This window comes from Brevundimonas sp. Marseille-Q4549 (assembly GCF_976940555.1).
The window spans coordinates 2,042,524-2,068,587 of record NZ_CDRHXG010000001.1; the positions used below are offsets into that span (position 1 = coordinate 2,042,524).

The window sequence follows — 26,064 nt, forward strand, 5'->3', positions numbered from 1 at the left end:
CCATGACCTTCTGGAACCGACGTCGATCCATCGACGCCATGCTGGCGCCGCACGAAGGGCCGCGACTGAAGCCGACGTTGAGCTGGCCGCATCTGTTGGCCCTGGGGGTCGGGGCCATCGTCGGCACCGGCATTCTGACGTTGATCGGTGTGGGCGCGGGTCTGGCGGGACCGGCGGTTCTGATCAGCTTTGGGCTGGCGGGCCTGGTGTGCGCCTGCGCGGCCCTGGCCTATGCCGAACTGTCGACCATGATGCCGACGGCGGGCAGCGCCTATACCTATTCCTATGCGGTGCTGGGCGAGATGATCGCCTGGATCGTGGGGTGGAGCCTGATCCTGGAGTATTCGCTGGTGGTCAGCGCCGTGGCGGTGGGGTGGTCCGGCTATGCGGTCGGCTTCCTGACGGGTCTGGGGATCGATCTGCCGACGGTCCTGACGGCGGGACCTCATGCGGGCGGGATCGTCAACCTGCCGGGCGTGGCGATCATCGGCGTGATCACGGGTCTGCTGCTTCTGGGCACCAAGGAGAGCGCGACGCTGAACGCCGTCCTGGTGCTGATCAAGATCGCGGCTCTGGCGGTGTTCGTCGCCATCGCCCTGCCGGCGTTCAAGCCAGAGCATTTCACCCCCTTCATGCCCAACGGGTTCGGCGCGCCCTTCGTCCAGACGGGCGTGATGGCGGCGGCGGCGATCATCTTCTTCGCCTTCTACGGGTTCGACGCCATCTCGACGGCGGCGGAGGAGACCAAGAAGCCCGAGCGCGACCTGGCCATCGGCATCGTGGGCTCCATGCTGATCTGCACGGCCTTGTATCTGGTCGTGGCGGCGGCGGCGATCGGCGCGCGACCGGTCGCGACCTTCGCCAGCAGCCCCGAGCCCCTGGCCCTGATCCTGCGCCAGATGGGGCAGGGGACGGCGGCCCAGTGGATCGCGGCGGCGGCGGTGGTGGCCCTGCCGACCGTGCTGCTGGCCTTCCTGTTCGGACAGAGCCGCATCTTCCTGGGCATGGCGCGCGACGGCCTGTTGCCGCGCCGTCTGGCCAAGGTGTCCAGCCGGGGCGTGCCGGCGGTGGTGACGGTGTTCACCGCCGTGGTGGTGGCGATCCTGGCGGGTCTGCTGCCGCTGGACGAACTGGCGTCCCTGGCCAACGCCGGCACGCTGGCGGCCTTCTGCTCGGTGGGCGTCAGCCTGATCGTGCTGCGGATGCGCGAGCCGGGACGCAAACGGGTGTTCAAGGCGCCGCTGTGGCCGCTGGTCGGGGCGATCACAGTGATCGGCTGCATCGTCTTCTTCTTGAGCCTGAAGCCGGTGACGCAGATCGGTTTCCTGATCTGGAACGTGATCGGGGTGGCGATCTATCTGCTGTGGTCGTCGCGGAACTCGCGCCTGGCCAGGGGCGAGGAGACGGCGGCCTGATGGCGCGGCGAGATCTGAGCGGGGCGGTCGATTTCGCCGTGCTTGAGAACATGACGGGCGGAGACGACGCCATCAACGAGGAGGTGCTGGGCCTGTTCGTGCAGCAGGCCGGCCTATGGTCCGCGATGCTGGACTCCAGGGCCGAAGGCTGGCGCGACGCGGTCCACACCATTCGGGGGGCGTCGGCGGGCATCGGCGCGGGCGAACTGGCGGCGGTCTGCGCCGAGGCGGAGAAGATCGAACAGCCTCTGGCTCCCGCCGCCCTGGACCGGGTGCGGACGGCGATGGACGCCGCCCTGGCGGATGTCGCCGCCTATCGCCACGAACTGATGTTGCGGGGCCTGAAAGGCTAGGCGGACTTATACCGCGTTGAAGGCTGGACGGCGGGGCCAGGAAAAAACAGAGTCCGAAGAGTCCGAAGAGTCCGAAGAGTCCGAAGAGTCCGAAGAGTCCGAAGAGTCCGAAGAGTCCGAAGAGTCCGAAGAGTCCGAAGAGTCCGAAGAGTCCGAAGAGTCCGAAGAGTCCGAACAGTCCGAATTCTCTTTCGCTTGGCGGGCGCCTCAAGGGAAGGCGGCGATGTCAAAGACCGGGCGCCCACTATGTTCGCAATGGGAGGCCCGGGAGGTCGATTGACGCTGCGGTGAGGCAAGGCGTTGTTTTCGAATTGGATTCTTTACGCAGATCGGATGGCTGGCGCTCGTATGCGACCGATCTTCTGAGCGTCGTTCGAGTTTTTCCTCCCGCTCATCCCGGCGAAAGCCGGGACCCAGTACTTTCGCATAGGTGGCGCCTGGGATGACCACCGAGCCTCAATCTCATGCGATTTTCGCCCAAAGGTCTGGGTCCCGGCTTTCGCCGGGATGAGCGGACATAATTAGGCTAAGGCTAGTCGCGCGTCCGGTCCCAGGTCGCGAACTCGTGGGCGATGCAGCGGTCGATCAACAGACGCCAGACGGGTTCGGCGATGTCGGGCGACAGGTGGTGGGCCTCGGCGGCGACCAGCACCTTGGCCACCACGTCGTCGATGCGGGCCTGGTCGAAGACGGCGTCGCGGTGGGGTTTGATGCGGGCGGCGGCGTCCATGTAGCGCTGACGTTCGGCCAGCAGGGCGACCAGGGCGCGGTCCAGGGCGTCGACGCCCTGGCGGACCTCGGTCATCGACTGGCATTCGGCGGGATCGACGCGGGGATCGACGGCGACAGGAGCGGGCTTCGACATGGCCGTGGGGTTAGCGGGTCAGACCGTTCAAGCCAAGACGTTCAACCGACGAAGGCGCGTTCAAGGACGTAGTCGGCGGGTTCGGCGTTGGAGCCTTCCTTCAGGCCATAGGTCTCCAGCAGTTCGCCAGCTTCCTTGATCATGGCCATGGAGCCGCACAGCATCGCGCGGTCACGGGCGGGGTCGAAGCCTTCGGGCAGGCCCAGGTCGCGGAAGAAGTCGCCGGACTTGATGCGGTCGGTAATCCTGCCCGGCGTTTCGAACGTCTCGCGGGTCACGGTGGGGTAGTAGGTCAGCTGGGCCCTGGCCTCGTCGCCGATCAGGGGATCGTCGTGAATCTCGCGGGTGAAGAAGTCGCGGTAGGCCAGGTCGGCGACCTCGCGCACCGTGTGGATCACATAGACATGGCCGAAGCGGGAATAGGTCTCCGGGTCGCGCGCCACGCTGAGCCAGGGGGCCAGACCCGTGCCGGTGCCGATCAGAAACAGTCGCTCGCCGCCGGTCAGGGCGTCCAGGACCAGGGTGCCGGTCGGCTTCTTGCCCATCAGCACCGTGTCGCCCGGCTGAATCTTTTGCAGGCGCGAGGTCAGGGGGCCGTCGGCGACCTTGATGGAGAAGAACTCCAACTCCTCGGCCCAGCCGGGGCTGGCGATGGAATAGGCGCGCAGCACCGGCTTGCCGCCGTCTTCGCCCGGCAGGCCGATCATGACGAACTCGCCCGAGCGGAAACGGAAGTCGTCGGGCCGTTTGACGCCGAAGCTGAACAGGCTGTCGGTCCAGTGGCGGACCCACAGAACCTCCAGTTCGTTGAACGGGCTGGCCTTGACGGGGGCAGGGGAGAGGGAGACGTCGGTCATTGCGCGCTATCTAATATGAGAACCCTTCGCAGGGAAGGACAAGCAGCATCGCGGCGCGCGACTTTCCGCGTGACGGGTCGATCAAGCGCGATTAGCGTCCGGCGCCATGCGCACTGTTCTCCTTGCTTCGACCATTCTCCTGTCCGCCACATCGGCGCTTGCACAGGAGGCGCCCTCCAACATCCTGACGCCCGAGCGGGTGTTCTCCAGCCCCAGCCTGAACGGGCCGGTGGCCAAGGGGGTCAGCCTGTCGCCCGACGGTCAACTGGTCGCTTTCCTGCGCTCGCGCGAGGACAATGTGGATGTGCAGGACCTGTGGGCCGCGCCCACGGGGCCGGGCGAACCCTATAAGCTGATCGACGCGCGGGCGCTGGTTCCCGACGCCGGCGAACTGTCGGAGGCCGAAAAGGCCCGGCGCGAGCGGATGCGGATCAGCGCGCGCGGCGTGGTCGAATATTCGTGGGACCAGCAGGGGCGCTATATCCTGGCGCCGCTGGAAGGCGACATCTTCCTGGCCAATCGGGCCGACGGCAAGGTGCGCCGCCTGACCGAGACGCCCGCCGACGAGATCGACGCCAAGGTGTCGCCCAAGGGCAGCTATGTCTCCTATGTCCGCGACCAGAACCTGATCGTCTATGACCTGGCCAGCGGCAAGGAAACGCCGATCACGGACGACGGCGCGGGCCTGATCAGCTGGGGGACGGCCGAGTTCATCGCCCAGGAGGAGATGGATCGCGACACCGGCTACTGGTGGAGCCCCGACGAGCGCTACATCGCCCTGACCCGCGTGGACGAAAGCCCGGTCGATATCGTGCCGCGCTTTGAGATCACCGGCGGCGGCGCGACGATGGTGGAGCAGCGCTATCCCCGCGCGGGCCGACCCAATGCGGTGGTGGAACTGTATGTCCGCGACCTGCAGAGCGGGGCGCGGGTCAAGGTGGACCTGGGCGCCAACACCGACATCTATCTGGCGCGGGTCAACTGGTCGGGCGACGGCAAGACCCTGTACGTGCAGCGCCAGTCGCGCGACCAGAAGACGCTGGACCTGTTGAGCGTCGATCCGACCACCGGCGCCTCGCGCGTGATCCTGAGCCAGAAGGCGTCGGCCTGGGTCGATCTGAACGACGATTTCCGCGTCCTGGCCGACGGCCGCTTCATCTGGTCGAACGAGGATTCGGGCTGGCGGCACCTGTATCTGTACGACCGCAACGGGCGGCGCATCCGGGCCATCACGCGCGGCGACTATCCGGTCAAACATCTGGACGGGGTCAACGAACAGACCGGCGACGTCTATTTCACCGCTTCGATGCGCGACGGCAAGGAACTGCCGATCGAGCAGCAGATGTTCCGCGCCAATCTGAACCGCACGGTCGATCCGGTCGCGGTGACGCCGGGCGGCGGCTGGTGGACCGTGTCGGTCAACGGGCCTGCGACCGCCTATGTCGGCAACTATTCCGATCCAGCGACCCCGCCGCAGTCGGCCCTGTACCGCATCGACGGCACGCGGGTGCGCTGGATCGAGGAGAACAGGCTGGACGCCAGCCATCCGTTCGCCCCCTATGTCTCGCGCCTGCGCACGCCCGAGTTCGGCACGATGCAGAGCCACGGCCAGACCCTGGTGTGGCGCATGACCACGCCGCCCGGCTTCGATCCGTCCAAGAAATATCCGGTGGTGATGCAGGTCTATGGCGGCCCCGGCACCGGGGCGGGCGTGCAGAAGAGCTGGCAGCCCCTGACCAACCAGTTGCTGACCGAGGCGGGCTATATCGTCTTCCGCATCGACAATCGCGGCGAGGGCGATCGGTCGCAGGCGTTCGAGACCAGCATCTATCGCCGCCTGGGCATTCCGGCGGTCGAGGATCAGGCCCAGGCCGCGCAATGGTTGAAGACCCTGCCTTACGTCGACGCCGACCATATCGCGGTGATGGGCTGGAGCTTCGGCGGCTTCCTCAGCCTGCTGACCCTGACGGACAAGGACGCGAACTTGGCGGCGGCCCTGGCGGGCGCGGCGCCGACGCAGTGGAGCCTGTACGACACCCACTACACCGAACGCTATATGTCGACGCCGCAGGACAACCCGGAAGGCTATGCCGCCACCGACATCCTGCCGCGCCTGAACGACATGACCGGGCGGCTGCTGATCCTGCACGGCATGGCCGACGACAACGTCATTTTCGGCAACGCCACGCGCGTCATCGACGCGCTGCAGGCCAAGAGCGTGCCGTTCGAGATGATGCTCTATCCCGGCCAGCGCCACGGCGTGCGCGGCGATCCGCGCCAGCTGCAGCAATGGCGCACCTATCTGGACTTCCTGGACCGCACCATCGGCAAACGGGCGCCGTAAAATTTGATCCGCATCAAGGCGCGGCGCGGCGATAGGGCGCAGCAAGGGGCGAAGGAGAACCTCCATGCCCCAAGCCGCCGTGCCTTTCGTCGCCGCCATCGTCGCGGCCTTCGCCTTCTTCATGATCGCTGTGGGGGCGGCCAGCCTCTACAGCGGTTCGTCGGACGAGAAGTGACGCCAGCTTTACCCGACGTGATCTTGGCGCCCCGGCAAGGGCGGGGTAGGGCTGGGGTTCAACCGTCCTATGGGAGACGCCCCTATGCCTGATCTGGCTCAAGTTACCGAACACATCCGCAGCGCCGTCGGCGACAACTCCGGTCTGGGCAAGACCGTGAAGCTGGACCTGGGCGACGAAGGCAAGATCTTCATCGACGGCGCCTCCACGCCGAACACGGTGACGAACGAGGACAAGCCCGCCGACGCCACCGTCTCGATCAAGTGGGACGACTTCCTGGCCCTGTCGGAAGGCAAGCTGGACCCGATGATGGCCTTCATGCAGGGCAAGCTGAAGATCGCCGGCGACATGATGATCGCGCAGAAGCTGGCGCCGCTGTTGAAGCGCTGATGCCGGTCTGAACGACCAGTTATGGCGGCGCGGCTCCTGATCGGGGCCGCGCCGTTTTCGTATCGGGCGCCCGGCAAGAGGCGCGAACGGCAAGAGGAAACACTATGGATTTCAATCATTCCGCCCGGGCTCTTGAATGGCAAGATCGCGTTCGCCATTTCCTGGACGCCGAGGTCGTTCCGAACGAGGCGTTGTACTTCGCCCAGGTGCGCGAGGATTCGACGCGCCAACCTCCGGTCATGGAGGCGATGAAGGCCAAGGCGCGCGAGGCGGGCCTGTGGAACATGTTCCTGCCCGGAGACCACGGCGCGGGCCTGACCAATCTGGAATATGCGCCGCTGGCCGAGATGATGGGCCGGCATCTGTGGTCGGCCGAGGTGTTCAACTGCAACGCCCCTGACACCGGCAATATGGAAGTGCTGCACATGTACGGCGACGCGGCCCAGCAGGACCGCTGGCTGAAGCCGCTGATGGCCGGTGAAATCCGTTCGGCCTTCCTGATGACCGAGCCGGAGGTCGCCTCGTCGGACGCCACCAACATCCAGACCCGGATCGAGCGCGACGGCGATCACTATGTCATCAACGGCCGCAAATGGTGGTCGACCAATATGGGCCATCCGAACGTCGCCATGACCATCGTCATGGGCAAGACCGACCCGGACGCCGCCACCCACGCCCAGCAGTCCCAGATCATCGTGCCGGTGGACGCGCCCGGCTTCCGTGTCGAGCGGATGCTGTCGGTCTTCGGCTATGACGAGAAGCCCATCGGCCATGCCGAGGTGGTGCTGGAAAACGTCCGCGTGCCGGTCGAGAACCTGATCGCGGGCGAGGGCCGGGGCTTCGAGATCGCGCAAGGGCGCCTGGGGCCGGGCCGCATCCACCATTGCATGCGCACCATCGGCGCGGCCGAGCGGGCCCTGGACCTGATGGTCGAACGCCTGCTGAGCCGCACGGCCTTCCGCAAACACCTGTCCGAACATTCGGTGTGGGAGCAGCGCGTCGCCGAAGCCCGCACCAATATCGAGATGTGCCGCCTGCTGGTGCTGAAGGCCGCCTGGATGATGGACGAGGTCGGGGCCAAGAACGCCCGTTCCGAAATTGCCCAGATCAAGGTCGCGGCGCCCAAGATGGCGCTGAAGGTCATCGACGACGCGATCCAGGCGTTCGGCGGCGCGGGCGTGTCGGGCGATACGCCCCTGGCCGAACTGTACGCCGGGGTTCGGACGCTGCGGATCGCGGATGGCCCGGACGAGGTTCACAACCGCACCATCGCCCGGCTGGAATACGCCAAGCATGGCGGAGGCGCCAGACGCTAAAGACCTGAATCCGTACACAAGTCTTTGGGAACCTTGATCTTGTTTTGACGTTTGGTGGTCATAAACAAGGAACTGGCGATGGCGCGTGACGGACTGCCGGACAAGGACGCGCCTGGCCGGGCGATCTCTTCCAACCTTACGAACGCCGACCGCTACAGGCGGGTGCGGGCCGTTATGCCGCGTCTGGCTCAGAGCTTGTCGCCGGAAGACCTGGCGGCGCAGTCCATGCCTGATTGCAGTCCGGGGAAATGGCATCTGGCGCACACGAGCTGGTTCTTCGAAGCCATGATTCTGGCGACCGAGCCGGGCTATCAGCCGGTCGATGCGCGGTTCCAGCAGATTTTCAACTCCTACTATGAGGCGCTGGGCGAACGGGTGGCCCGGCACGAACGCGGCTTGATGACCCGGCCGTCCTTGAATGAGGTGCTGACCTATCGTCGAGAGATCGACCGACGCATGGTCGACTGGCTTGGGCGCGAGCCGACGGATGCACGCCTGCTCTATCTGTTCGAACTGGGCCTGCATCACGACCAGCAGCACCAGGAACTGTTCCTGATGGATATGCTGAACCTGATGGCCCGTTCGCCGCTCGATCCCGCCGCCTATGCCGAGGAGCCGCGCGCGACACCGCGTCAGGCAGCGCGTGGCGGGATGCTGTCGTTCGACGGCGGTTTGACGACCATAGGCCATGACGGACCGGCGTTCGGCTTCGACAACGAGGGGCCGGCGCACAAGGTATGGCTGGAGCCGTTCGCCCTGGCGGCGGATTTGACCACGAACGGCGAATGGATCGCCTTCATCGAAGACGGCGGCTACGCCCGGGCCGAGTTCTGGCTGTCGGACGGTTGGGCCGTCGTGAAGTCGGAAGGGTGGACCGCGCCGCTGTATTGGCGCCGGGACGACGACGGCTGGACGACGATGGGCCTGACCGGCCGGATCGCCGTCGATCCTGCCGAACCGGTTCGCCACGTCAGCTTCTACGAGGCGGACGCCTTTGCGCGCTGGGCGGGGAAGCGTCTGCCCAGCGAGGCGGAATGGGAACACGCGGCGCGCGCGAACGCGGAAGCTTTCTCCAACCTGACCGGAGAAGCCTGGCAGTGGACGGCCAGCGCCTACGCCCCCTATCCCGGTTTTCGACCCACGCCGGGCACGGCCGCCGAATACAACGGGAAATTCATGGCCAATCAGATGGTTCTGCGCGGTGGTTCATTCGCCACGCCGGAAGGCCATGCGCGCGTGACCTATCGCAACTTCTTCTATCCGGACCAGCGCTGGGCGTTTGCGGGTGTAAGGCTGGCGGCCGACGTCATGGAAGGACGCGCCGCCACGGACGAGGATCCCACGGCCGCCTTCCGCCAAGACCTGATCGAGGGCCTGTCGCGGGCGCACAAGGCCGTGCCGCCCAAGTGGTTCTATGACGCGGAAGGCTCGCGCCTGTTCGAGAACATCACGGAGCTGCATGAATACTATCCGACCCGCCAGGAGACGGCCCTGTTGCGAACCCAGGCGGCGGCCCTGACGGCCGAGTTCGGCCCGGACGCCGTTCTGGTGGAATTCGGTTCCGGCGCCAGCGAGAAGACGCGCCTTCTGTTGGACGCTGCGCCGGACCTGGGCGCCTATGTGCCGCTGGACATCAGCGAGACGGCCCTGTCGGAGGCGGCGGACCGCCTTAGGGTTGCCTATCCGGCGCTGCGCGTGCAGCCGGTGCTCGGCGACTTCGAGAATTTGGCGCCCTTGCCCGATGATCTGCCCAAGGGCCGCAGGATCGGCTTCTTTCCCGGATCGACCATCGGCAATCTCGAGCCGGCGGAGGCCGTGCGGTTCCTGACTTCCGCCAAGGGTCTGCTAGGAGAGGACGCCCTGTTCATCCTGGGTGTGGACCTGGTCAAGGCGCCGGAGGTTCTGGTGGCCGCCTATGACGACGTCAGCGGCGTGACGGCGGCGTTCAACCGCAACCTTCTGGTTCGCGCCAACGCCGAACTGGGCGCCGACTTCGACCTGGACGCCTTCCGGCACCGGGCGGTGTGGAACGCCGAGAAGTCGCGGATGGAGATGCATCTGGAAGCGGTGCGTCCGAGCGTGGCGCACATCCAAGGGCGTCGGTTCCAGTTCGCGGCGGGCGAAACCCTCCATACCGAAAACTCGCGCAAGTTCACCGAGGCCGCGGTTACGGACATGGCCGAGGCGGCCGGTTGGCGGGTGGTTCGATTCGACGTTTCGCCAGCGCCATCCGTGGCCCTGGTGCTGATGTCGGCCTGACGAGAGGGACACATGAAAAGGGCGGCGAACCGAAGTTCGCCGCCCTGATCGTTTAGCCGGCGGATCGTCGACAGACTGTTCAGGTCGTCGGGTTGCTGGTCTCGTCCTTGCGAGAGCCGTGCGACGCCTCGCCGCCCTTTCGACCGGCCTGTGCGGCCAGACTTCGGTCCTGAGAGAAGCTTCTCTTCTCGCTGGGAACGCTGGCGCCGCCCTTGCGGGCGATCTCACGTTGACGTTCGGGGTCCATGGAGGCGAATCCTCTCTTGGAGACGCCGGAACCGCGGGTGGGCTGACCTTCCGCCATGGGGTTCGTCCTTTCCGATTTGCCGTTTCGCTTGCGTGATCAACACGATGAATCCCGCAGGGTTCCGCACCAACCGCTGCTTTTTACCGTCCGAACGGCGCCCATTTGTCGCGGCCTTGTCAGCGGTCGTTTTCCGGCGACGACGGCTCCTCCGGAGACCAGGGCGGCATCTCGTTCGGTGCGTTTGAAGGGTCCAGTTCCGGACCGGGCGCGGGCTCGGTCGGGATCTCGGGTGGCGGGGTTTGCGGTGTCGGCTGCGGTTCGACGTGGGACATGAAGTTTCTCCTTACGGAGGACCAACGCGTCGCACGTGTCGTCGTTCAGAGGAACCGGTCTCCGGCCCAGCGGTTGATGGCGCAAGTTCATCACCTTGCAGAGAGTCCGCCGAAATGACCTCGTCGCCCATCGCACCGCCTTCGCCCGACGACATTGTTCTGGAAGACGAAGGCCTGACCCAGCGTCTCGACCGAGAGGCCGACGCCTTGCTGGCCAGGGGAGATCGCGCCTCCGCCCGCGTGTCCTCGGTTCGCCAGGCCGTGCGCGAGGATGCGGCGCAGGTTCGCGAAAGGGTGAACCAGCGCGTCGCCCAGGCGCGTGACGGCATCCGCGAGGAGCCGATGCGCACCACGCTTTACGCCCTGGGCCTCGGCGTCCTTATCGGAATGCTGCTGCGTCGCTGATCGTCAGGCGGGGCCGATGGGCTCGCGCCGGATCGGCGCCTGCCTGATCGCCGCATCGGACACGAACGGATTGGTGCGGCGTTCCTCGCCGAAGGTCGAGATCGGTCCGTGGCCCGGCACGAAGGTCACGTCGTCGCCCAGCGGCCACAGCTTGTCCACCACCGACCGGATCAGGGCGGGCGGATCGCTCATGGGGAAGTCGGTGCGCCCGACCGAGCCCTTGAACAGCACATCGCCGACCTGGGCGAATCGCGCCGCCCGGTTGAAGAAGATCACATGGCCGGGCGTATGGCCGGGACAGTGGCGCACCTCCCATTCCGTTTCGCCCAGGCTGACCGTGTCGCCGTCCTCCAGCCAGCGGTCGGGCGTGAACGGGCGGGCGTCGGGCAGGCCGTACATCCGGCCGCTCTCGACGATGCGGTCGATCCAGAACTGATCGGCCTTCTGCGGGCCGACGATCCGAACGCCCGTCTTCTCCTGCATCTCGGCGGCGCCGCCGGCGTGATCGAGATGGCCATGGGTGATCCAGATCTGATCCAGCGTCAGGCCGCGCCGTTGGACTTCGCCCAGAACCGCATCGACTGATCCGCCGGGATCGATGACGGCGGCCTTGTTCGTCGCCGTGCACCAGACGGTCGTGCAGTTCTGTTGAAGCGGGGTGACGGGCGTGACGAAGACGCCGATGGGGGAGGCGGGTTGGGTCATCGGGCCAACATAGGGCCGGTCGATGCGCGAAACCACCGGTCGCGATCACGCTCGCGTTGACCTTTGGGGCCCTTCTCGACATAAGGGCGGGCTTCGAGGCGCCGCTCCACACGGGGCGGCCTTCTTGCTTTATCCATTCCGCGCCGGCCGTCTCGACGGCTCATGCGCCCCAGAGCGTCAGAATCCCGACCATGCAAGTCGTCGAAAAGTCGAACGAAGGCCTCAGCCGCGTGATCGCGGTCACTATTCCCGTCGCGGAGCTGAACGAGAAGCTCGAAGCCCGCGTCAAGGAAGTCGCCCCGCAGGTGAAGCTGAAGGGCTTCCGTCCGGGCAAGGTGCCGGTCGCCCACGTCAAGAAGACCTTCGGCCGTGAGTTCATGGGCGAGATCATCAACGCCGAGCTGAACGAGTCCAGCCAGAAGGCGCTGGACGAAGCCAAGATTCGTCCCGCCGCCCCGGCCGAGATGAAGCTGACCTCCGACATGGACAAGGTCATCGCCGGTCAGGAAGACCTGGCCTATGAAATGTCGCTGGAGATCATGCCGGACTTCACCCCGGTCGATCCCAAGACCCTGAAGCTGGAACGCCCGACCTATGAGGCGTCGGACGCCGATCTGGACGAGGCCCTGACGGAACTGGCCGGTCAGGCCAAGACTTACGAGGACAAGAAGGGCAAGGCCGTCAAGGCCGCCGAGGGCGACCAGCTGACGATCGACTTCCTGGGCAAGCTGGACGGCGAACCCTTCGAAGGCGGCGCCGCCGAGGACGCGGACCTCGTGATCGGCTCGGGCCGCTTCATCCCCGGCTTCGAAGAGCAGCTGACGGGCGCCAAGGTCGGCGAGGAAAAGACCATCGAAGTCACCTTCCCCGAGAACTACCAGGCCGCCCATCTGGCCGGAAAACTGGCCACCTTCGACATCAAGGTGAAGGCCATCAAGGCCGAGGCCGAAGCCAAGATCGACGACGACTTCGCTACCCGCATCGGCCTGGAATCGCTAGACAAGCTGAAGGAACTGCTGAAGTCCAACCTGGACCAGCAATACGCCGGCGCCGCCCGCTTCAAGCTGAAGCGCGCCCTGCTGGATCAGCTGGACGAAGCCCACGACTTCCCGCTGCCGCCCAAGATGGTGGACGCCGAGTTCGACGGCATCTGGCAACAGGTCGAGGCCGACAAGGCCGCCGGCCGCCTGCCGGAAGACGACGCCAAGAAGTCCGACGACGAGCTGAAGGCCGAATACCGCAAGATCGCCGAGCGCCGTGTGCGCCTGGGTCTGGTGCTGGCCGAGATCGGCCGCGCCAACAACGTCCAGGTCACGGACCAGGAGCTGAACGCCGCCATCCTGCAGGAAGCCCGCAACTATCCGGGCCAGGAACAGGCCGTCCTGAACTTCTATCGCCAGAACCCGAACGCCGCCGCCCAGATGCGCGCGCCGATCTATGAAGAGAAGGTCGTCGACCTGATCGTCGGCGTCGCCGACGTCACCGACAAGCCGATCACCAAGGAAGAGCTGCTGAAGGAAGAGGACGAGGCGTAATTCACGACATGGTCGTGTGATCGTTCAATTTGCCCTTGTGGGTCAGATATCGAAGGGGGGGCGCATCGCGACCCCCCTTTTTGCCTTTTTAGGGGCCGGCTAAAGCTCGTTTGAAACCCGTCTCGCTCGCCGAAATCAGCCAACGGGAAAGGACTATTTGACGGCTATCGAGTGCGTTCCCTCAGCTCGTGCGAACGGTGTCGTCAGGGATGCATCACCATTCGCAGCCTGATCCTGCAGTCGGGTGCTAAGCGAGGAACCTCCGGTCGAGACGCTCCGCAATGGCGATCCTTTTTGGGGAGGTCGATCAAAGGGGGCGACGAACCTCACTGTTCATTCGTCGCAAAATGTGTGTAGCCTGAATGTGGCGTTGAGGGAGTGTTTTCACTTCCCGCTGGTTGTGCGGACAAGTTTATGAATATCGTCGCAATAGTTTTCGCCGCCTTGTTGGCGTCCAATGGGCCTCAGTCCGTGGCGCCGGCGCCGGACGACCTTTCTACGACCGAACTCGAATCGATCATTGTCGATGGACGACGGTTCGAGGAGGCGGCACGCGCCTATATAGAGCAGGTCGGCGCCCCGCCGCGAGGAACTCGGCTGGCGCGCTGGAACCGTCCTGTCTGCGTCAGCATGACCAATATGCAACCTCGGTACGCCCAGTTCGTCATCGACCGGATCGCCGTCAATGCTTTGGAGGCGGGCGCCGATGTCGGCGAGCCCGGGTGTCGTCCCAACGTGATCATCTTTGCGACCACCGACGGATCCGCTCTGGCCAAGAAGCTGGTCAAGGAAGTCGGCTTGGGCTTCCGGCCGGCGATCAACCATACGAACTTGACGCGTGATGCCCTGGCGGACTTCCAGAACTCCGATGCGCCTGTCAGATGGTGGAACGTCGTTATGCCGGTCATGACCGATACCGGCGATGTCGCCATCACCCTGCGTGGCGATAGTATCGTCGACGGTGATAAATTCGCCATGACACGCGTCCGCGACGGATCGCACATCCGCTCGAACATCCGTTACGACATGGCCTGGACCATCGTCATTGTGGACATGAGCAAGACTGACGGCGTCCCGTTCGGTACGTTGGCCGATTATATCTCCATGGTTTCTCTGGCGCAGATCGATGCGGATGCGGATCTTACTGGTCAGTCGACGGTGATGAATCTTTTCGAGGCGCCGGGGCAGGTCAGAGGACTCAGCCAATGGGATAAGGACTACCTGGCCGGCCTCTATGCGGCGCCGAACGATCGCGCGTCTGCGGGGCAGCAGGTGAATGGCTTAATCCGCGCCATGGCTAGGCGGCAACATGCTGGGTCCGAAGAGATTTCGGCTGCTAATCAAGCCGCGACCGACGCGCCGCGATAGGAGCGCCTGCGGTGCGCCTTGCGTCCTGGGCTTGCCGACGCGATATGCTAGGGACGAAGGGCGCGGCCTGAATCGCGCCCACGGCATCTCGAGAAGGCCCTAATGCGCGATCCGATCGACTATCTGCAATCCAACCTCGTTCCGATGGTGGTGGAGCAATCCAGCCGCGGCGAACGGTCCTTCGACATCTTTTCGCGCCTGCTGCGCGAGCGGATCATCTTCCTGACGGGGCCGTTCGAGGACGGCATGGCGTCGCTGATCTGCGCCCAGCTGTTGTTCCTGGAATCGGAAAATCCGAAGAAGGAAATCAGCATGTATATCAACAGCCCTGGCGGTCAGGTGACGTCGGCGCTCGCGATCTATGATACCATGCAATACATCAAGTCGCCGGTGTCGACCGTGGTGATGGGCATGGCGGCCTCGGCCGGCTCGCTGATCCTGACTGCGGGCGCTGCGGGTCAGCGGATCGCCCTGCCGAACGCGCGGGTCATGGTCCACCAGCCGTCGGGCGGGTTCCGGGGCCAGGCGTCGGACATCGAACTGCACGCCGCCGACATCCGCTACACCAAGCGTCGCCTGAACGAGATCTATGTCCACCACACCGGCCGGACGTACGAGGAGGTCGAGAAGACGCTGGATCGCGACCACTTCATGTCGGCCGAGGAGGCCAAGGCCTGGGGCATCGTGGACCACGTCTATGACCGCCGCGAACAGGCCGACGCCGACGGCGTCAAGACGCCGGGCAACTGATCCAGGCCTTTCGGTCCAGAAGCGAGGCGCATCGGAAACGGTGCGCCTCTTTTCTTTTGTGCTAACAGGCCGGTCATGCAGCACACGAGAGATCAGCGCGGCGTCGTCGAGGTCGATGGCGAGACCTACGAATGGGAGTTGCGCCGCCAGCCCCAGCCGAAGGGCGGCGGACAGTGGGACGGCATCGCCGTCTCGCTGCGTCATCAGGACTTCAAGCGCGAGGCCATTGTCCAGTTCCCCATGCCCATGCGCGCGAACGGACGGCCGGATCTGGAGAAACAGCGGGTCAATGTGGACGCCGTGCGCAACGCCGTCGCCGCGGCCATCGAGGCCGGGTGGAATCCGACATCGCGCGGCAAGCCGGTCGTCTTCGACGTGGACGCCGACGGCCGCTGAGCCTTACGGCTTGCGGCGAAATACCCGAAAGCCCGCCTCCCTAGCCATGGCCAGCATTTCGGCGTCGCCCGAGGTGTCGCCATAGGCGGCGGTCAGGACCATGTCCTGGCCATGGGCGGCCTTGAGCCGACGCACCTTCTCCTCGCCGCGGCAGTTCGGTCCGACGAAGGCGCCGGTGACGCGGTCCTGGTCGTCGAAGGCCATTTCGGTGCCCAGCAAGGCTTCGGCGCCCAAGCGGCGGGCGAACGGGGCGACGGTGATGGTGGGGGAGGCGGTCACGATCACCCGGTGCGCGCCCCGGACGCCCCAGTCGTGCCAGACCGCCAGCGCGTCGGGCCGCATGAAACGGGGCCAGATTTCGTCGGCAAATCGCGCGGCGTCGGCTTTCAGCGTCGCCCGGTCCACGCCCAGCAGAAATTCGCGCACCGAGGCCGCCTTGATTCGTCCCCGGTCGCGGTCGCGCGCATAGGCCGCCACCGCCGGCGCCAGTTTGACCAGGCCCAGGGCCCAGCCGCCGGGTCCGGCCCGCCAGCGCAGGAATTCGGTGAAACTGTCGCGAATCGTCAGGGTGCCGTCGAAGTCGAAGGCGACGATGGGGCGGCCGGCGGCGTCGGACTGGCGCAAATCGTGCAGGCTTCCCATGTCAGACATTCGCCGCGATCCCCTGGGATGCTGAACCATCCACGCGCTGCGACAATCCCCTTCCGCCTTCGGGGTTGTCGTGGAACGTGCGATGGGTGATTGTCATTTTTTGAAGACCTTTGCGTCCACGATAGTGGAATCAGCGTGAAGGAAGCGCGTTTCGGGCCATTTCGGTCCGCACCGCGGGAGTGAGATAAGGGTCCATGACCAAAGCCGCCGGCTCTGACGCCAAAAGCACTCTGTACTGCTCGTTCTGCGGAAAGAGCCAGCACGAGGTGCGCAAACTCATCGCGGGCCCGACCGTGTTCATCTGCGATGAATGCGTCGAACTGTGCATGGACATCATCCGCGAAGAGCACAAGATCGGCTTCAAGAAGACGTCCGATGGCGTGCCGACGCCCAAGGAAATCCGCGACGTTCTGGACGACTATGTCATCGGCCAGGCCCACGCCAAGAAGGTGCTGTCGGTCGCGGTGCACAACCACTACAAGCGCCTGAATCACGCGACGAAGAACAACGACGTCGAACTGGCCAAGTCCAACATCATGCTGATCGGGCCGACCGGCTCGGGCAAGACGCTGCTGGCCCAGACGCTGGCGCGCATCATCGACGTGCCCTTCACCATGGCCGACGCCACGACCCTGACCGAAGCCGGTTATGTGGGCGAGGACGTCGAGAACATCATCCTGAAACTGCTTCAGGCGTCCGACTACAACGTCGAGCGGGCGCAACGCGGCATCGTCTATATCGACGAGATCGACAAGATTTCGCGCAAGTCCGACAACCCCTCGATCACCCGCGACGTGTCGGGGGAGGGCGTGCAGCAGGCCCTGCTGAAGATCATGGAAGGCACCGTCGCCTCCGTGCCGCCGCAGGGCGGGCGCAAGCATCCGCAGCAGGAGTTCCTGCAGGTCGACACGGCCAATATCCTGTTCATCGTCGGCGGCGCCTTCGCCGGGCTTGAGAAGGTGATCTCTGCGCGCGGTGCGGGGGCGTCCATCGGCTTCGGCGCCCAGGTCAAGGAGATCGACGAGCGCCGCACCGGTGACATCCTGAAGGGCGTCGAGCCGGACGACCTGATGCGGTTCGGCCTGATCCCCGAGTTCATCGGCCGTCTGCCGGTTCTGGCGACGCTGGAGGATCTGGACGAGGCGGCCCTGGTCACGATCCTGACCGAGCCGAAGAACGCCCTGGTCAAACAGTACAAGCGCCTGTTCGAGATGGAGAATGTCGAACTGACCTTCACCGACGACGCCCTGTCGGCGGTGGCGGCCAAGGCGATCAAGCGCAAGACCGGCGCGCGCGGGCTGCGCTCCATCCTGGAAGGCATCCTGCTGGAGACCATGTTCGAACTGCCGACGTTCGAGGGCGTCGAAGAGGTTGTGGTCAACGCCGAAGTCATCGACGGCAAGGCCCAGCCCCTGCTGATCTATTCGGAAGCCTCCAAGAAGAAGGCCGACGGCGCCGCCTGACCAGGGCGATTTTTGCGAGACGAGGGCCGGGCGGGCGACCGTTCCGGCCCTTTTGCTTGAGGCGCCCATCGGCGCCCCTGAAACCACGCAGATGTGGGTGGTTCTGCGGTTACGCTTGAACCGCGTCATCCGTAAACCACATACTCATCCGAACGCCGTCGGAATCGACGGGTCGTCACGCGCTGGCCGGGCCTGTTGTCCGGGCGACCGTGGCGGCGGGCCGGAGATACGCAATGGCCCGGGAGTATGTGCATCATGACTGAAACCAAGACCCTGCCCGTCCTGCCGCTGCGGGACATCGTCGTCTTTCCGCACATGGTCGTGCCGCTGTTCGTCGGCCGAGAGAAGTCGGTGAAGGCGCTCGACGAGATCATGAAGGGCGAGAAGCAGATTCTTCTGGCGACCCAGAAGAACAGCGTGGACGACGACCCGTCGCCCGACGCCATCTATCCCATCGGCGTGCTGGCCAGCGTGCTTCAGCTGCTGAAACTGCCCGACGGCACGGTCAAGGTGCTGGTCGAGGGCAAGGGCCGCGCGCGCCTGACCCGCTTCACCGACCGCGAGGACTATTTCGAGGCCGAGGCTGTCGAGATCGCCGACGAGCCGGGCGAGGCCTCGCAGGCCGAGGCCATGCTGCGCGCCGTGGTCGAGCAGTTCGAAAACTATGTGAAGCTGAACAAGAAGGTGCCGCCAGAGGCCCTCAGCTCCATCCCCCAGATCACCGACGCCTCCAAGCTGGCGGACTCGGTCGCCGCCCATCTGTCGGTCAAGATCACCGACAAACAGGGCCTGCTGGAAACCTTCGACGTGCCCAAGCGGCTGGAGAAGGTCTATGGGCTGATGGAGGGCGAAATCTCGGTCCTGCAGGTCGAGAAGAAGATCCGCTCGCGCGTGAAGCGCCAGATGGAGAAGACCCAGCGCGAATATTATCTGAACGAGCAGATGAAGGCGATCCAGCGCGAGCTGGGCGAGACCGACGACGCGCGCGACGAGATCATGGACCTGGAGAAGCGTATCCGTAAGACGCGCCTGTCCAAGGAGGCCCGCACCAAGGCCGAGGCCGAGGTCAAGAAGCTGCGCAACATGTCGCCGATGTCGGCGGAATCGACCGTGGTCCGCAACTATCTCGACTGGCTGTTGTCCGTGCCGTGGGGCAAGGCCAAGCAGAAGCCGATCGACCTGCAGAAGGCCGAGGACATCCTGGAAGAGGATCACTTCGGTCTTGAGAAGGTCAAGGAACGGATCATCGAATATCTGGCGGTGCAGGCCCGCACCGGCAGCCTGAAGGGGCCGATCCTGTGCCTGGTCGGCCCTCCCGGCGTCGGCAAGACCTCGCTGGCCAAGTCCATCGCCAAGGCGACCGGGCGTGAATACGTCCGCATGTCGCTGGGCGGCGTGCGCGACGAGAGCGAGATTCGCGGCCACCGCCGGACCTACATCGGCTCCATGCCCGGCAAGATCATCCAGTCGATGAAGAAGGCCAAGACCACCAACGCCTTCGTCCTGCTGGACGAGATCGACAAGCTGGGTTCCGACTGGCGCGGCGATCCGTCCTCGGCCCTGCTGGAGGTGCTGGACCCGGCCCAGAACTCGACCTTCGGCGACCACTATCTGGAGGTGGACTACGACCTGTCGCAGGTCATGTTCGTGACGACCGCCAACAGCCTGAACATGCCGCAGCCGCTGATGGACCGGATGGAGATCATCCGGGTGTCGGGCTACACCGAGGACGAGAAGGTCGAGATCGCCAAGCGTCACGTCCTGCCCAAACAGCTTCAGGACCACGGGCTGAAGGACGGCGAACTGATCGTGCCTGACGACACGATCCGCGACCTGATCCGCTATTACACCCGCGAGGCCGGGGTGCGTTCGCTGGAACGCGCTCTGGGCGGACTGGCGCGCAAGGCGGTGCGCGAAATGGCCAAGACCGGCGCCAGGTCGATCACCGTCGACGAGGCCAAGCTGGCCGACTATGCGGGCGTCAAGAAGTTCCGCTATGGCGAGACGGACGAGGAGGATCAGGTCGGCATCGTCACCGGCCTGGCCTGGACCGAGTTCGGCGGCGACATCCTGACCATCGAGGCGATCAAGATGCCGGGGCGCGGTCGCATGACCGTGACCGGCAATCTGAAGGACGTGATGAAGGAGTCGATCTCGGCGGCGGCCTCCTATGTCCGCTCGCGGGCCCTGGCCTTCGGCGTCAAGCCGCCGGTGTTCGAGAAGACCGACATCCACGTCCACGTGCCGGACGGCGCCACGCCCAAGGATGGCCCCTCCGCCGGCGTCGCCATGACGGTGGCCATGGTGTCGGTCCTGACCGGCATCCCGATCAGGAAAGACATCGCCATGACCGGCGAGATCACCCTGCGCGGCCGCGTCACTGCCATCGGCGGCCTGAAGGAAAAGCTGCTCGCGGCCCTGCGCTCCGGCGTCAAGACCGTGCTGATCCCGCAGGAGAACGAGAAGGACCTGGCCGACGTGCCCGACAATGTGAAGTCGGCGCTGGAGATCGTGCCGATCTCCACGGCGGACGAGGCGCTGAAGTGGGCCCTGGTCGGCACCCTGACCCCGGTGGAGTGGGACGAGGCGGCCGAACCGTTGCCGACGCCCGCGCCGTCCGTCGACGGTACGACGCCGACCGTCAGCCACTGACACTGACCACCTGAGAAACGCCGCCGGCCGCTGGCCGGCGGCGTCTTCTTTTTGACGTTGTGGCGATTTCGCCCTTAAGTGGGGACAGCGAGGGACGCCATGACCAAGACAGAACTGATCGGGCGTATGGCGCGACAGGCCAATATCAGCCGCGATCAAGCCAAGGCGGCTCTGGACGCCTTCACCGATGGCGTGGCCGAGGCCCTGGCGCAGGGCAGGGATGTGAAGCTGATCGGTTTCGGCAGTTTTGTTTCGGTGGACCGCAAGGCCGGCGTCGCCCGCAATCCCCAGACGGGCGAGGCTGTCGCAAGGCCCGCGTCGCGCACCGCGCGCTTTCGCCCTGGCGAAGGCTTGAAAAGCGCCTTGAACGCCTGACGCCGCGCGGGCATAAGCGCGGCTCGCCTTGGGGCGGCTAGCTCAGCTGGAAGAGCATCTCGTTTACACCGAGAGGGTCGGCGGTTCGAACCCGTCGCCGCCTACCAAGACAAAAGGCCGCCGGAGCGATCCGGCGGCCTTTGTCTGTTTCGATCCCGGGCGGATCAGAAGCGGAAGCTGGCCCGCAGCAGCAGCGAATAGCGGACATAGTCCTCGAGCAGTTCCGCGTCGCCGGTCAGCGACAACATGCCCAGTTCGTTGCCGAAGTTCAGGCGGAAGCCCAGGATCGGGCCGCCGCCCTCGATGGCGTCCGGCGTCAGGGTGAAGGCCTGGCCGCCGCTGGCGAAGCGGGCGATGGTTTCGCCGGCGTCGACCGAGATGTTCTGGCGATAACCGATGCGCAACTCGGGCCGCAGCCAGCCGTTGCGGCCGAAGCCATAGCCGATGTTCATCGCCGCGACCGCCGAAAAGATGTGGCTGTCGCGCGAATCGATGTCGAGGTCGAAGCCGTCGCCGCCGCCCTTTTCGGAGCGCGCGCCTTCCGACAGGCGGAAGTACTCGGCGTAAACCTCGGGCCGGACGTTCAGACGGCCGAAATTGCGCTCATACGACGCGCCGCCCGCGGCGGCGGCTGTCCAGCCGTGCCAGTCGGACTTGTTGTTCAGATAGACGCCGTCGGCGACCAGGGACCTGTCGGCGCTGAAGCTGGCGTAACCGCCCGCCGCGCGGGCCCAGGTCGTCCAGTACTGGCCTTGGGCGCGCCAGTAGAGGCCCAACTCCAGAAGATTGGCCGACAGCACCTCTTCGGCTTCGGCCTCGGGGTCCTTGATGTCGGACGAGGTGAAGGCGGCCGAGACGCCGATGGCGCCCAGGCTCGTGCCCTTTTCGACGCCGCCGGCCACGCCGAAGCCTTCGGAGCGGAAACCGTAGGAATCCGTCTTGTCCTTGTCGGCGTAGAAGTTGATTTCCTGAACCCAGGCGCTGGTCTCGCCCGGCGCGGCCGTGGCGTTACGTCCCGTCAAGGCGCGGGTCACGGCGTCGACGCCTGCGGACAGAGACATCAGCGGACCGCCCGAATGGTCGGGCAGCATCTGCTCATAGGCGTCCATAAAGTCGTCGCGGTCGGTCTGGCGCAGGAAAAGGTTGCGGACCGTTTCGTTGGCTCCGAGTGCCGCGTAGACAGCGTCGAAGGCGGAGGCCTCAACCTTGATCATGCCGGCTTCGGAGGCGGTGCGGCGCCGCGCATCGACGTAAACCGTCCCCGCGGCCTGATCGACGCCGCTTTGAACGACGTACAGATAGGGCGAATTCTTCGAGAGCAACGACTGATCAATTTGGCCGACGTTCAGCGTGCCGGCAGTGATGACGTTGAACCGCTCCGGGCCGTCGAGCAGAGAGGCGAAGCGCACCCCCAAGTTCGCGCCTGTCGCCAGTGTGGCCGTGCCGCTGACGTTGAAGCCGCCTGCACTGTTGGCGTTGGGATCGACGGTGACGATCAACGTGCCGTCTGCGCTGACGTTCAGGTTCGAGATGTTGGTCGTGGTCGTTTGCGTGGCGTTTAGCGTACCTTTCGACAGGTTGATGTCGAGCAGGCCGTCGCTGTTCTTGATCGCCCCCGTTACGGAAGCGCCTCCCGAGATGTTGAGCCGGTCGGCGCCGGCGCCAAAGTCGATATCGCCCAAGACGACGCCGTTCTCGATATTGACGGTGTCCGCGCCCGAACCTAGCAGGATGGAGCCGACGATCGCGGGCTCTTTCGTGTCGGGTACGCCGTCACCGTCGGTATCCGTTTCGGTACTGCCGGAGGCGGCCGTGATGCCGTACTGACGCAAGGTGACGCCGGTGGTGTTGGCGGACAGATCGATCGCTGCGACCTTGCCGTCGACGGCGGTCGTGTCGGTGTTGTCGGCGACCAGGGAGGCGATGATCGAGCCCGCGTTCGACAGCTGGTTCAACGTACCGGATTGGTCGCGGATGGCGGCGGCTGAGCCGTGATTGCCGCCGAAGGATGCGACGATGTTGCCGGTGTTCGCCAGGCTTTGAACATTGGCGCCCAGGCCGAGCAGGATGGCGGTTGAGGATTGGGTTCCGCTGCCGGAAGCGACGGATTGAATGTTTCCTGTGTTGACGATGGCGGGAGCGTTGACGCCCGATCCGACCCAGACGGCGGTGGCGTTTGCGCCAAGCGCGGTCGAGGTGACGCCGCCTTCGTTGCGAACTCCACCAGCAACTGTGACCGCTTGACCGCCATCCACGCCCAGCTGAAGCGCGCGGGACTCGACTCCGGCGTACACTCCCGAGCCGGTGATCGTGCCACGATTGATGAGGCCATAAGCCGCGTCTCCCGTTCCGACCGCGCCTAGCGTCACGCTATTGGTCGTCGAGCCGATAAGGAGAGCGGGTGCGCCGCCATAGGACGTGAGGGAGGCCGTCGATTCGCTGGCGTCTGGAATGCCGTCGCCGTCGCGATCAGGATCATCGCGGTTCTTGATGCCGTCGCCGTCGTCGTCCTCGTCGCCGTTCTTGACGCCGTTGTTGTCGTCGTCGCCATCGATGCCGGCCGCCGAATAGGTGGGACCGGTGTCCAGCAGGACGCCGCCTGCGACGTTGGCGGCGATCCGGACGGCCGGCCCGCCCTGAAGCAGATCGTCGGCGTCCAGTTCGTCGAGGAACAGGGTCGTCGCGTTGTCGTATGTTCCAGTGGCGGGGCGAGCCGGCGGCGGGGTCGTATAACGGTATCCCGTGGCGACGACGTTGGAATGAATCTTCAGTGCGCCGCCGACGTCGCCCTCGATGGACACGCCGGTTGCGTTGGCGCCCAGGGCCGAGATCGTGCCGGCGAGATCGACGTTGCCGGAAATCGGACCCGTCGTGCGGATGGCGGCGCTGTTATCGCCGGTGACGCGCACGGTCCCAAAGCTTTGCAGCTTGCCGTTCAGCGCGGATTCTACGGACAGGCCGTAGGAGTTGTTGCCCTCGACCGTGATCGATCCGGTGGATTCGACCAGCACGTTTCCGGTGAAGGGCGAGCCGCCGACCAGACGGACGCCGTAGCGGTTCGTCCCCGTGGCGAAGGGACCGTCCAGATCGCCGTCGCCGTCCGTGTCCTTGATGTCGGCGGTCTCTTGCAGGTCGTTGACGGTGATGGCGCCGCCGACCGTGACCGAGCCGGTGTTGCCGCCGTTCACCAGGATGCCGGTGGAGCCATCAGCCGACTTCTCCATCGTGATCGAGCTGCCGGAATCGAGGTCGATCGAATGGCTGGAATCCACCGTCACGGCAGTTCCCGACGTGACGGCGATGCTGCCGCCGCTGGCCAGGCGGATGTTGTCGGGACCGGTTCCGGTCGCGTTGGACGTCTGGATCGGCGTGGTGCGGGCGTTCGAGATGACGATCTCGGCCTGGGCTCCAGTCGCGACCAGCATGGGGGCGATCGCAACGGCGGTCGCAAGCAGTTTACGCATTCGGAAAGAACCCCTGGGTGGCCACGCGATCACAATACGGCGGACCCATAGCAGGGTCCGCGCCAGCGTTCCCCAAGTTTATCGAATTTGAGGCGAATGCAAGGCCATATGGCCGCCACGCCGGCCCGATGTCTGGACCGGCGTTCGCTGGAGGTCGGGACGATACGTGGGTTCCAGCCGCCCACGGACGGATTTGCGCGTGACGCTATTGAGCTTTGCCATCGTCGGGTTTAGGGGGCGGGCGACGGTCAGGCGCGCTCCGACGCGACGCATCCAAACGGCGCCATTCGGCGTTCGTCAGCTCCGACCCGGCGAGACCTTACCGCATGAGCATGACCGACCTCGATGTCCAGGAAAGCGAACTTCGGCTGATTCCCGGGCTGGATATCGAGGTGGCGGAAACGCTGCGAGCGCTGAAGACGGCGTCGCTGGACGAACGGCCACGGCTGGTCGACACCACCATGTTGTATGCGCCGCGTTCAGGCGGGGTGAAGCGGTATCTGCTGTCGAAGAAGGCCTGGATCGAGGCCAACCGCCCTGGCGTCAGTCATTCGTTGATCGTTCCCGGCGCACGGCACAAGGCCAGGCCCGACGGCATCGTCCAACTGAGGGCGACCAAGCTGCCGTTCGGCGACGGCTATCGTTGGCCCACCTCGGTCAAGCGCTGGAGCGCCTGGGTGGCGGCCATGAAGCCGTCGATCATCGAGGCGGGCGATCCCTATACGCCGGGGCAGGGCGCGCTGGAGGCCGGTCAGCGGGTCGGATGCCCGGTCGTCGGCTTCTGTCATTCCGATCCCGCTGGATTGGCGGCGCTGCATTTCGGCGAATGGGCCAAGAAGCCGGTCGAGAAGCGCTGGGCCCGGCTGTTCTCCCAGTTCGACCGCGTGGTGTCGCCCAGCCGTTTCATCGCCCGCCGCCTGGAAGAGGCGGGCGTGGACAATATCGTCATCCGCCCGCTGGGCGTGGAGATCGACACCTTCCGTCCAGACCGGCGTGATCGGAAATGGCTGTTGAACGAACTGGGTCTGGAGGCGGATGCCCGCCTGCTGTGCTTCGCGGGGCGACCGGCCAAGGAAAAGAACGTCGATGTGCTGATCGAAGCGGTCCAGAAGCTGGGCGCGCCCTATTATCTGGTGTTGGTCGGGGCGGGGGCCGGCATGCCGGCCGAGGATCGCGTGATCTCCATGCCCTATGAGAAGGACCCCAGGGCGGTGGCGAAGATCATCGCCAGCTGCGACGCCTTCGTCCACGCCAACGACAAGGAGCCGTTCGGCCTGATCGTGCTGGAAGCCATGGCCTGCGGACGTCCGGTCGTGGGCGTCAACGCGGGCGGCGTGGCCGAGACCGTCGACAACAGCGTGGGCCAGCTGGCCGCGCGCGCCGAGGCGGCGGACTACGCCGAGGCGGTCGAGGCCCTGTTCGCTCGCGATATCGAAGCTATCGGTCGTGCGGCGCGTGAAAAGGCGGTCAGCCAGTTCGCCTGGAACCGCGTGTTCGCGGACCTGTGCCACCTGTATGGCGACCTGACGGGCGAGGCGGCCTTCATGGCCGCCGATGCGGAACTGCATCTGCACTGAGCGCGAGGCGATCTGCCCGCGCAGGCGGGGCGCGCCACTTCTTCATCGATGTCGTTTGAAAGAAGTGGCGCGAGTGACGGGGCTCGAACCCGCGACCTCCGGCGTGACAGGCCGGCACTCTAACCAACTGAGCTACACCCGCGTACCTGGGTCGAAACTTTGAAGCTGTC

22 protein-coding genes and 2 tRNA genes are annotated in these 26,064 nt (G+C 65.4%); 16 read left to right on the plus strand and 8 right to left on the minus strand.

Annotated features, from left to right (window positions below):
- The first annotated feature begins 2 nt into the window (after nucleotides 1-2).
- Together ACWPV3_RS10015 and ACWPV3_RS10020 are read left to right on the plus strand one after the other, a co-directional pair.
- Nucleotides 3-1,415 carry an amino acid permease gene (locus tag ACWPV3_RS10015; protein ID WP_453977773.1) on the plus strand — a complete coding sequence of 471 codons (1,413 nt, stop codon included), beginning with the start codon at nucleotides 3-5 and terminating at the stop codon, nucleotides 1,413-1,415.
- Nucleotides 1,415-1,768: an Hpt domain-containing protein gene (locus tag ACWPV3_RS10020; RefSeq protein ID WP_453977774.1), complete on the plus strand. Its 354-nt coding sequence runs from the start codon at nucleotides 1,415-1,417 to the stop codon at nucleotides 1,766-1,768. The genes ACWPV3_RS10015 and ACWPV3_RS10020 overlap by 1 nt, the downstream gene beginning before the upstream one ends.
- A gap of 532 nt (nucleotides 1,769-2,300) precedes the next feature.
- On the opposite strand, the gene ACWPV3_RS10025 is transcribed toward ACWPV3_RS10020, so the two are convergent.
- Together ACWPV3_RS10025 and ACWPV3_RS10030 are read right to left on the minus strand one after the other, a co-directional pair.
- Nucleotides 2,301-2,633 carry a chorismate mutase gene (locus ACWPV3_RS10025; RefSeq protein ID WP_292087656.1) on the minus strand — a complete coding sequence of 111 codons (333 nt, stop codon included), beginning with the start codon at nucleotides 2,631-2,633 and terminating at the stop codon, nucleotides 2,301-2,303.
- A gap of 41 nt (nucleotides 2,634-2,674) precedes the next feature.
- Nucleotides 2,675-3,490 carry a ferredoxin--NADP reductase gene (locus ACWPV3_RS10030; RefSeq protein WP_453977775.1) on the minus strand — a complete coding sequence of 272 codons (816 nt, stop codon included), beginning with the start codon at nucleotides 3,488-3,490 and terminating at the stop codon, nucleotides 2,675-2,677.
- Nucleotides 3,491-3,596: 106 nt separating this feature from the next.
- Between ACWPV3_RS10030 and ACWPV3_RS10035 the strand changes: the two genes are divergently transcribed.
- The 4 genes from ACWPV3_RS10035 (at nucleotide 3,597) to egtB (ending at nucleotide 9,974) form a co-directional block, all read left to right on the plus strand.
- On the plus strand, nucleotides 3,597-5,834 hold the full coding sequence (locus ACWPV3_RS10035; RefSeq protein WP_453977776.1) for a S9 family peptidase: 2,238 nt from the start codon (nucleotides 3,597-3,599) through the stop codon (nucleotides 5,832-5,834).
- 259 nt (nucleotides 5,835-6,093) lie between these two features.
- Nucleotides 6,094-6,399, plus strand: a complete 306-nt coding sequence (locus ACWPV3_RS10040; protein ID WP_292176484.1) for an SCP2 sterol-binding domain-containing protein — start codon at nucleotides 6,094-6,096, stop codon at nucleotides 6,397-6,399.
- Between the two features lie 104 nt (nucleotides 6,400-6,503).
- Nucleotides 6,504-7,715: an acyl-CoA dehydrogenase family protein gene (locus ACWPV3_RS10045; protein WP_453977777.1), complete on the plus strand. Its 1,212-nt coding sequence runs from the start codon at nucleotides 6,504-6,506 to the stop codon at nucleotides 7,713-7,715.
- Between the two features lie 78 nt (nucleotides 7,716-7,793).
- Nucleotides 7,794-9,974 (plus strand): ergothioneine biosynthesis protein EgtB, encoded by a 2,181-nt coding sequence (egtB, locus tag ACWPV3_RS10050; protein ID WP_453977778.1) that lies wholly within the window; start codon nucleotides 7,794-7,796, stop codon nucleotides 9,972-9,974.
- Nucleotides 9,975-10,053: 79 nt separating this feature from the next.
- Here egtB and ACWPV3_RS10055 read toward each other — a convergent pair whose 3' ends face one another.
- Together ACWPV3_RS10055 and ACWPV3_RS10060 are read right to left on the minus strand one after the other, a co-directional pair.
- The gene (locus tag ACWPV3_RS10055) at nucleotides 10,054-10,278 is read right to left on the minus strand and encodes a con-10 family general stress protein (RefSeq protein WP_292087662.1); all 225 of its coding nucleotides are present in this window, start codon (nucleotides 10,276-10,278) and stop codon (nucleotides 10,054-10,056) included.
- Between the two features lie 119 nt (nucleotides 10,279-10,397).
- Complete coding sequence (locus ACWPV3_RS10060; protein ID WP_312735612.1) at nucleotides 10,398-10,553, minus strand: hypothetical protein; 156 nt, start codon at nucleotides 10,551-10,553, stop codon at nucleotides 10,398-10,400.
- Between the two features lie 114 nt (nucleotides 10,554-10,667).
- Here ACWPV3_RS10060 and ACWPV3_RS10065 point away from each other — a divergent pair, with 114 nt between their 5' ends.
- Complete coding sequence (locus tag ACWPV3_RS10065) at nucleotides 10,668-10,958, plus strand: hypothetical protein (protein ID WP_292087665.1); 291 nt, start codon at nucleotides 10,668-10,670, stop codon at nucleotides 10,956-10,958.
- A 3-nt stretch (nucleotides 10,959-10,961) separates the two neighbouring features.
- Here ACWPV3_RS10065 and ACWPV3_RS10070 read toward each other — a convergent pair whose 3' ends face one another.
- A complete protein-coding gene (locus tag ACWPV3_RS10070; RefSeq protein WP_453977779.1) occupies nucleotides 10,962-11,663 on the minus strand; it encodes an MBL fold metallo-hydrolase in 702 nt (233 codons plus the stop codon).
- 191 nt (nucleotides 11,664-11,854) lie between these two features.
- Between ACWPV3_RS10070 and tig the strand changes: the two genes are divergently transcribed.
- From tig to ACWPV3_RS10090, 4 genes are all read left to right on the plus strand, one after another.
- The gene (tig, locus tag ACWPV3_RS10075; RefSeq protein WP_453977780.1) at nucleotides 11,855-13,198 is read left to right on the plus strand and encodes a trigger factor; all 1,344 of its coding nucleotides are present in this window, start codon (nucleotides 11,855-11,857) and stop codon (nucleotides 13,196-13,198) included.
- A 414-nt stretch (nucleotides 13,199-13,612) separates the two neighbouring features.
- On the plus strand, nucleotides 13,613-14,566 hold the full coding sequence (locus tag ACWPV3_RS10080; RefSeq protein ID WP_453977781.1) for a hypothetical protein: 954 nt from the start codon (nucleotides 13,613-13,615) through the stop codon (nucleotides 14,564-14,566).
- 102 nt (nucleotides 14,567-14,668) lie between these two features.
- Complete coding sequence (locus tag ACWPV3_RS10085) at nucleotides 14,669-15,316, plus strand: ATP-dependent Clp protease proteolytic subunit (RefSeq protein WP_292176492.1); 648 nt, start codon at nucleotides 14,669-14,671, stop codon at nucleotides 15,314-15,316.
- 75 nt (nucleotides 15,317-15,391) lie between these two features.
- Nucleotides 15,392-15,712, plus strand: a complete 321-nt coding sequence (locus ACWPV3_RS10090; RefSeq protein ID WP_292087671.1) for a hypothetical protein — start codon at nucleotides 15,392-15,394, stop codon at nucleotides 15,710-15,712.
- A 3-nt stretch (nucleotides 15,713-15,715) separates the two neighbouring features.
- On the opposite strand, the gene ACWPV3_RS10095 is transcribed toward ACWPV3_RS10090, so the two are convergent.
- Complete coding sequence (locus ACWPV3_RS10095; RefSeq protein ID WP_453977782.1) at nucleotides 15,716-16,363, minus strand: HAD-IB family hydrolase; 648 nt, start codon at nucleotides 16,361-16,363, stop codon at nucleotides 15,716-15,718.
- A 194-nt stretch (nucleotides 16,364-16,557) separates the two neighbouring features.
- Between ACWPV3_RS10095 and clpX the strand changes: the two genes are divergently transcribed.
- The 4 genes from clpX to ACWPV3_RS10115 all read left to right on the plus strand — a co-directional run bounded on the left by clpX (nucleotide 16,558) and on the right by ACWPV3_RS10115 (nucleotide 20,960).
- Nucleotides 16,558-17,826, plus strand: a complete 1,269-nt coding sequence (gene clpX / locus ACWPV3_RS10100; protein ID WP_312735601.1) for an ATP-dependent Clp protease ATP-binding subunit ClpX — start codon at nucleotides 16,558-16,560, stop codon at nucleotides 17,824-17,826.
- A 255-nt stretch (nucleotides 17,827-18,081) separates the two neighbouring features.
- Nucleotides 18,082-20,478 (plus strand): endopeptidase La, encoded by a 2,397-nt coding sequence (gene lon, locus ACWPV3_RS10105; protein WP_312735600.1) that lies wholly within the window; start codon nucleotides 18,082-18,084, stop codon nucleotides 20,476-20,478.
- A gap of 99 nt (nucleotides 20,479-20,577) precedes the next feature.
- Complete coding sequence (locus ACWPV3_RS10110) at nucleotides 20,578-20,853, plus strand: HU family DNA-binding protein (RefSeq protein WP_292087676.1); 276 nt, start codon at nucleotides 20,578-20,580, stop codon at nucleotides 20,851-20,853.
- 31 nt (nucleotides 20,854-20,884) lie between these two features.
- A tRNA-Val gene (locus tag ACWPV3_RS10115) sits at nucleotides 20,885-20,960 on the plus strand.
- A gap of 57 nt (nucleotides 20,961-21,017) precedes the next feature.
- On the opposite strand, the gene ACWPV3_RS10120 is transcribed toward ACWPV3_RS10115, so the two are convergent.
- Nucleotides 21,018-24,317, minus strand: coding sequence for an autotransporter outer membrane beta-barrel domain-containing protein (locus tag ACWPV3_RS10120; protein WP_453977783.1), 3,300 nt, complete (start codon nucleotides 24,315-24,317; stop codon nucleotides 21,018-21,020).
- A gap of 326 nt (nucleotides 24,318-24,643) precedes the next feature.
- On the opposite strand from ACWPV3_RS10120, the gene ACWPV3_RS10125 reads away from it, so the two are divergent.
- Nucleotides 24,644-25,894 carry a glycosyltransferase gene (locus ACWPV3_RS10125; protein ID WP_292087750.1) on the plus strand — a complete coding sequence of 417 codons (1,251 nt, stop codon included), beginning with the start codon at nucleotides 24,644-24,646 and terminating at the stop codon, nucleotides 25,892-25,894.
- A 65-nt stretch (nucleotides 25,895-25,959) separates the two neighbouring features.
- Here the strand turns inward: ACWPV3_RS10125 and ACWPV3_RS10130 are convergent.
- Nucleotides 25,960-26,036: transfer RNA gene (locus ACWPV3_RS10130), tRNA-Asp, on the minus strand.
- Between the last annotated feature and the right edge of the window lie 28 nt (nucleotides 26,037-26,064).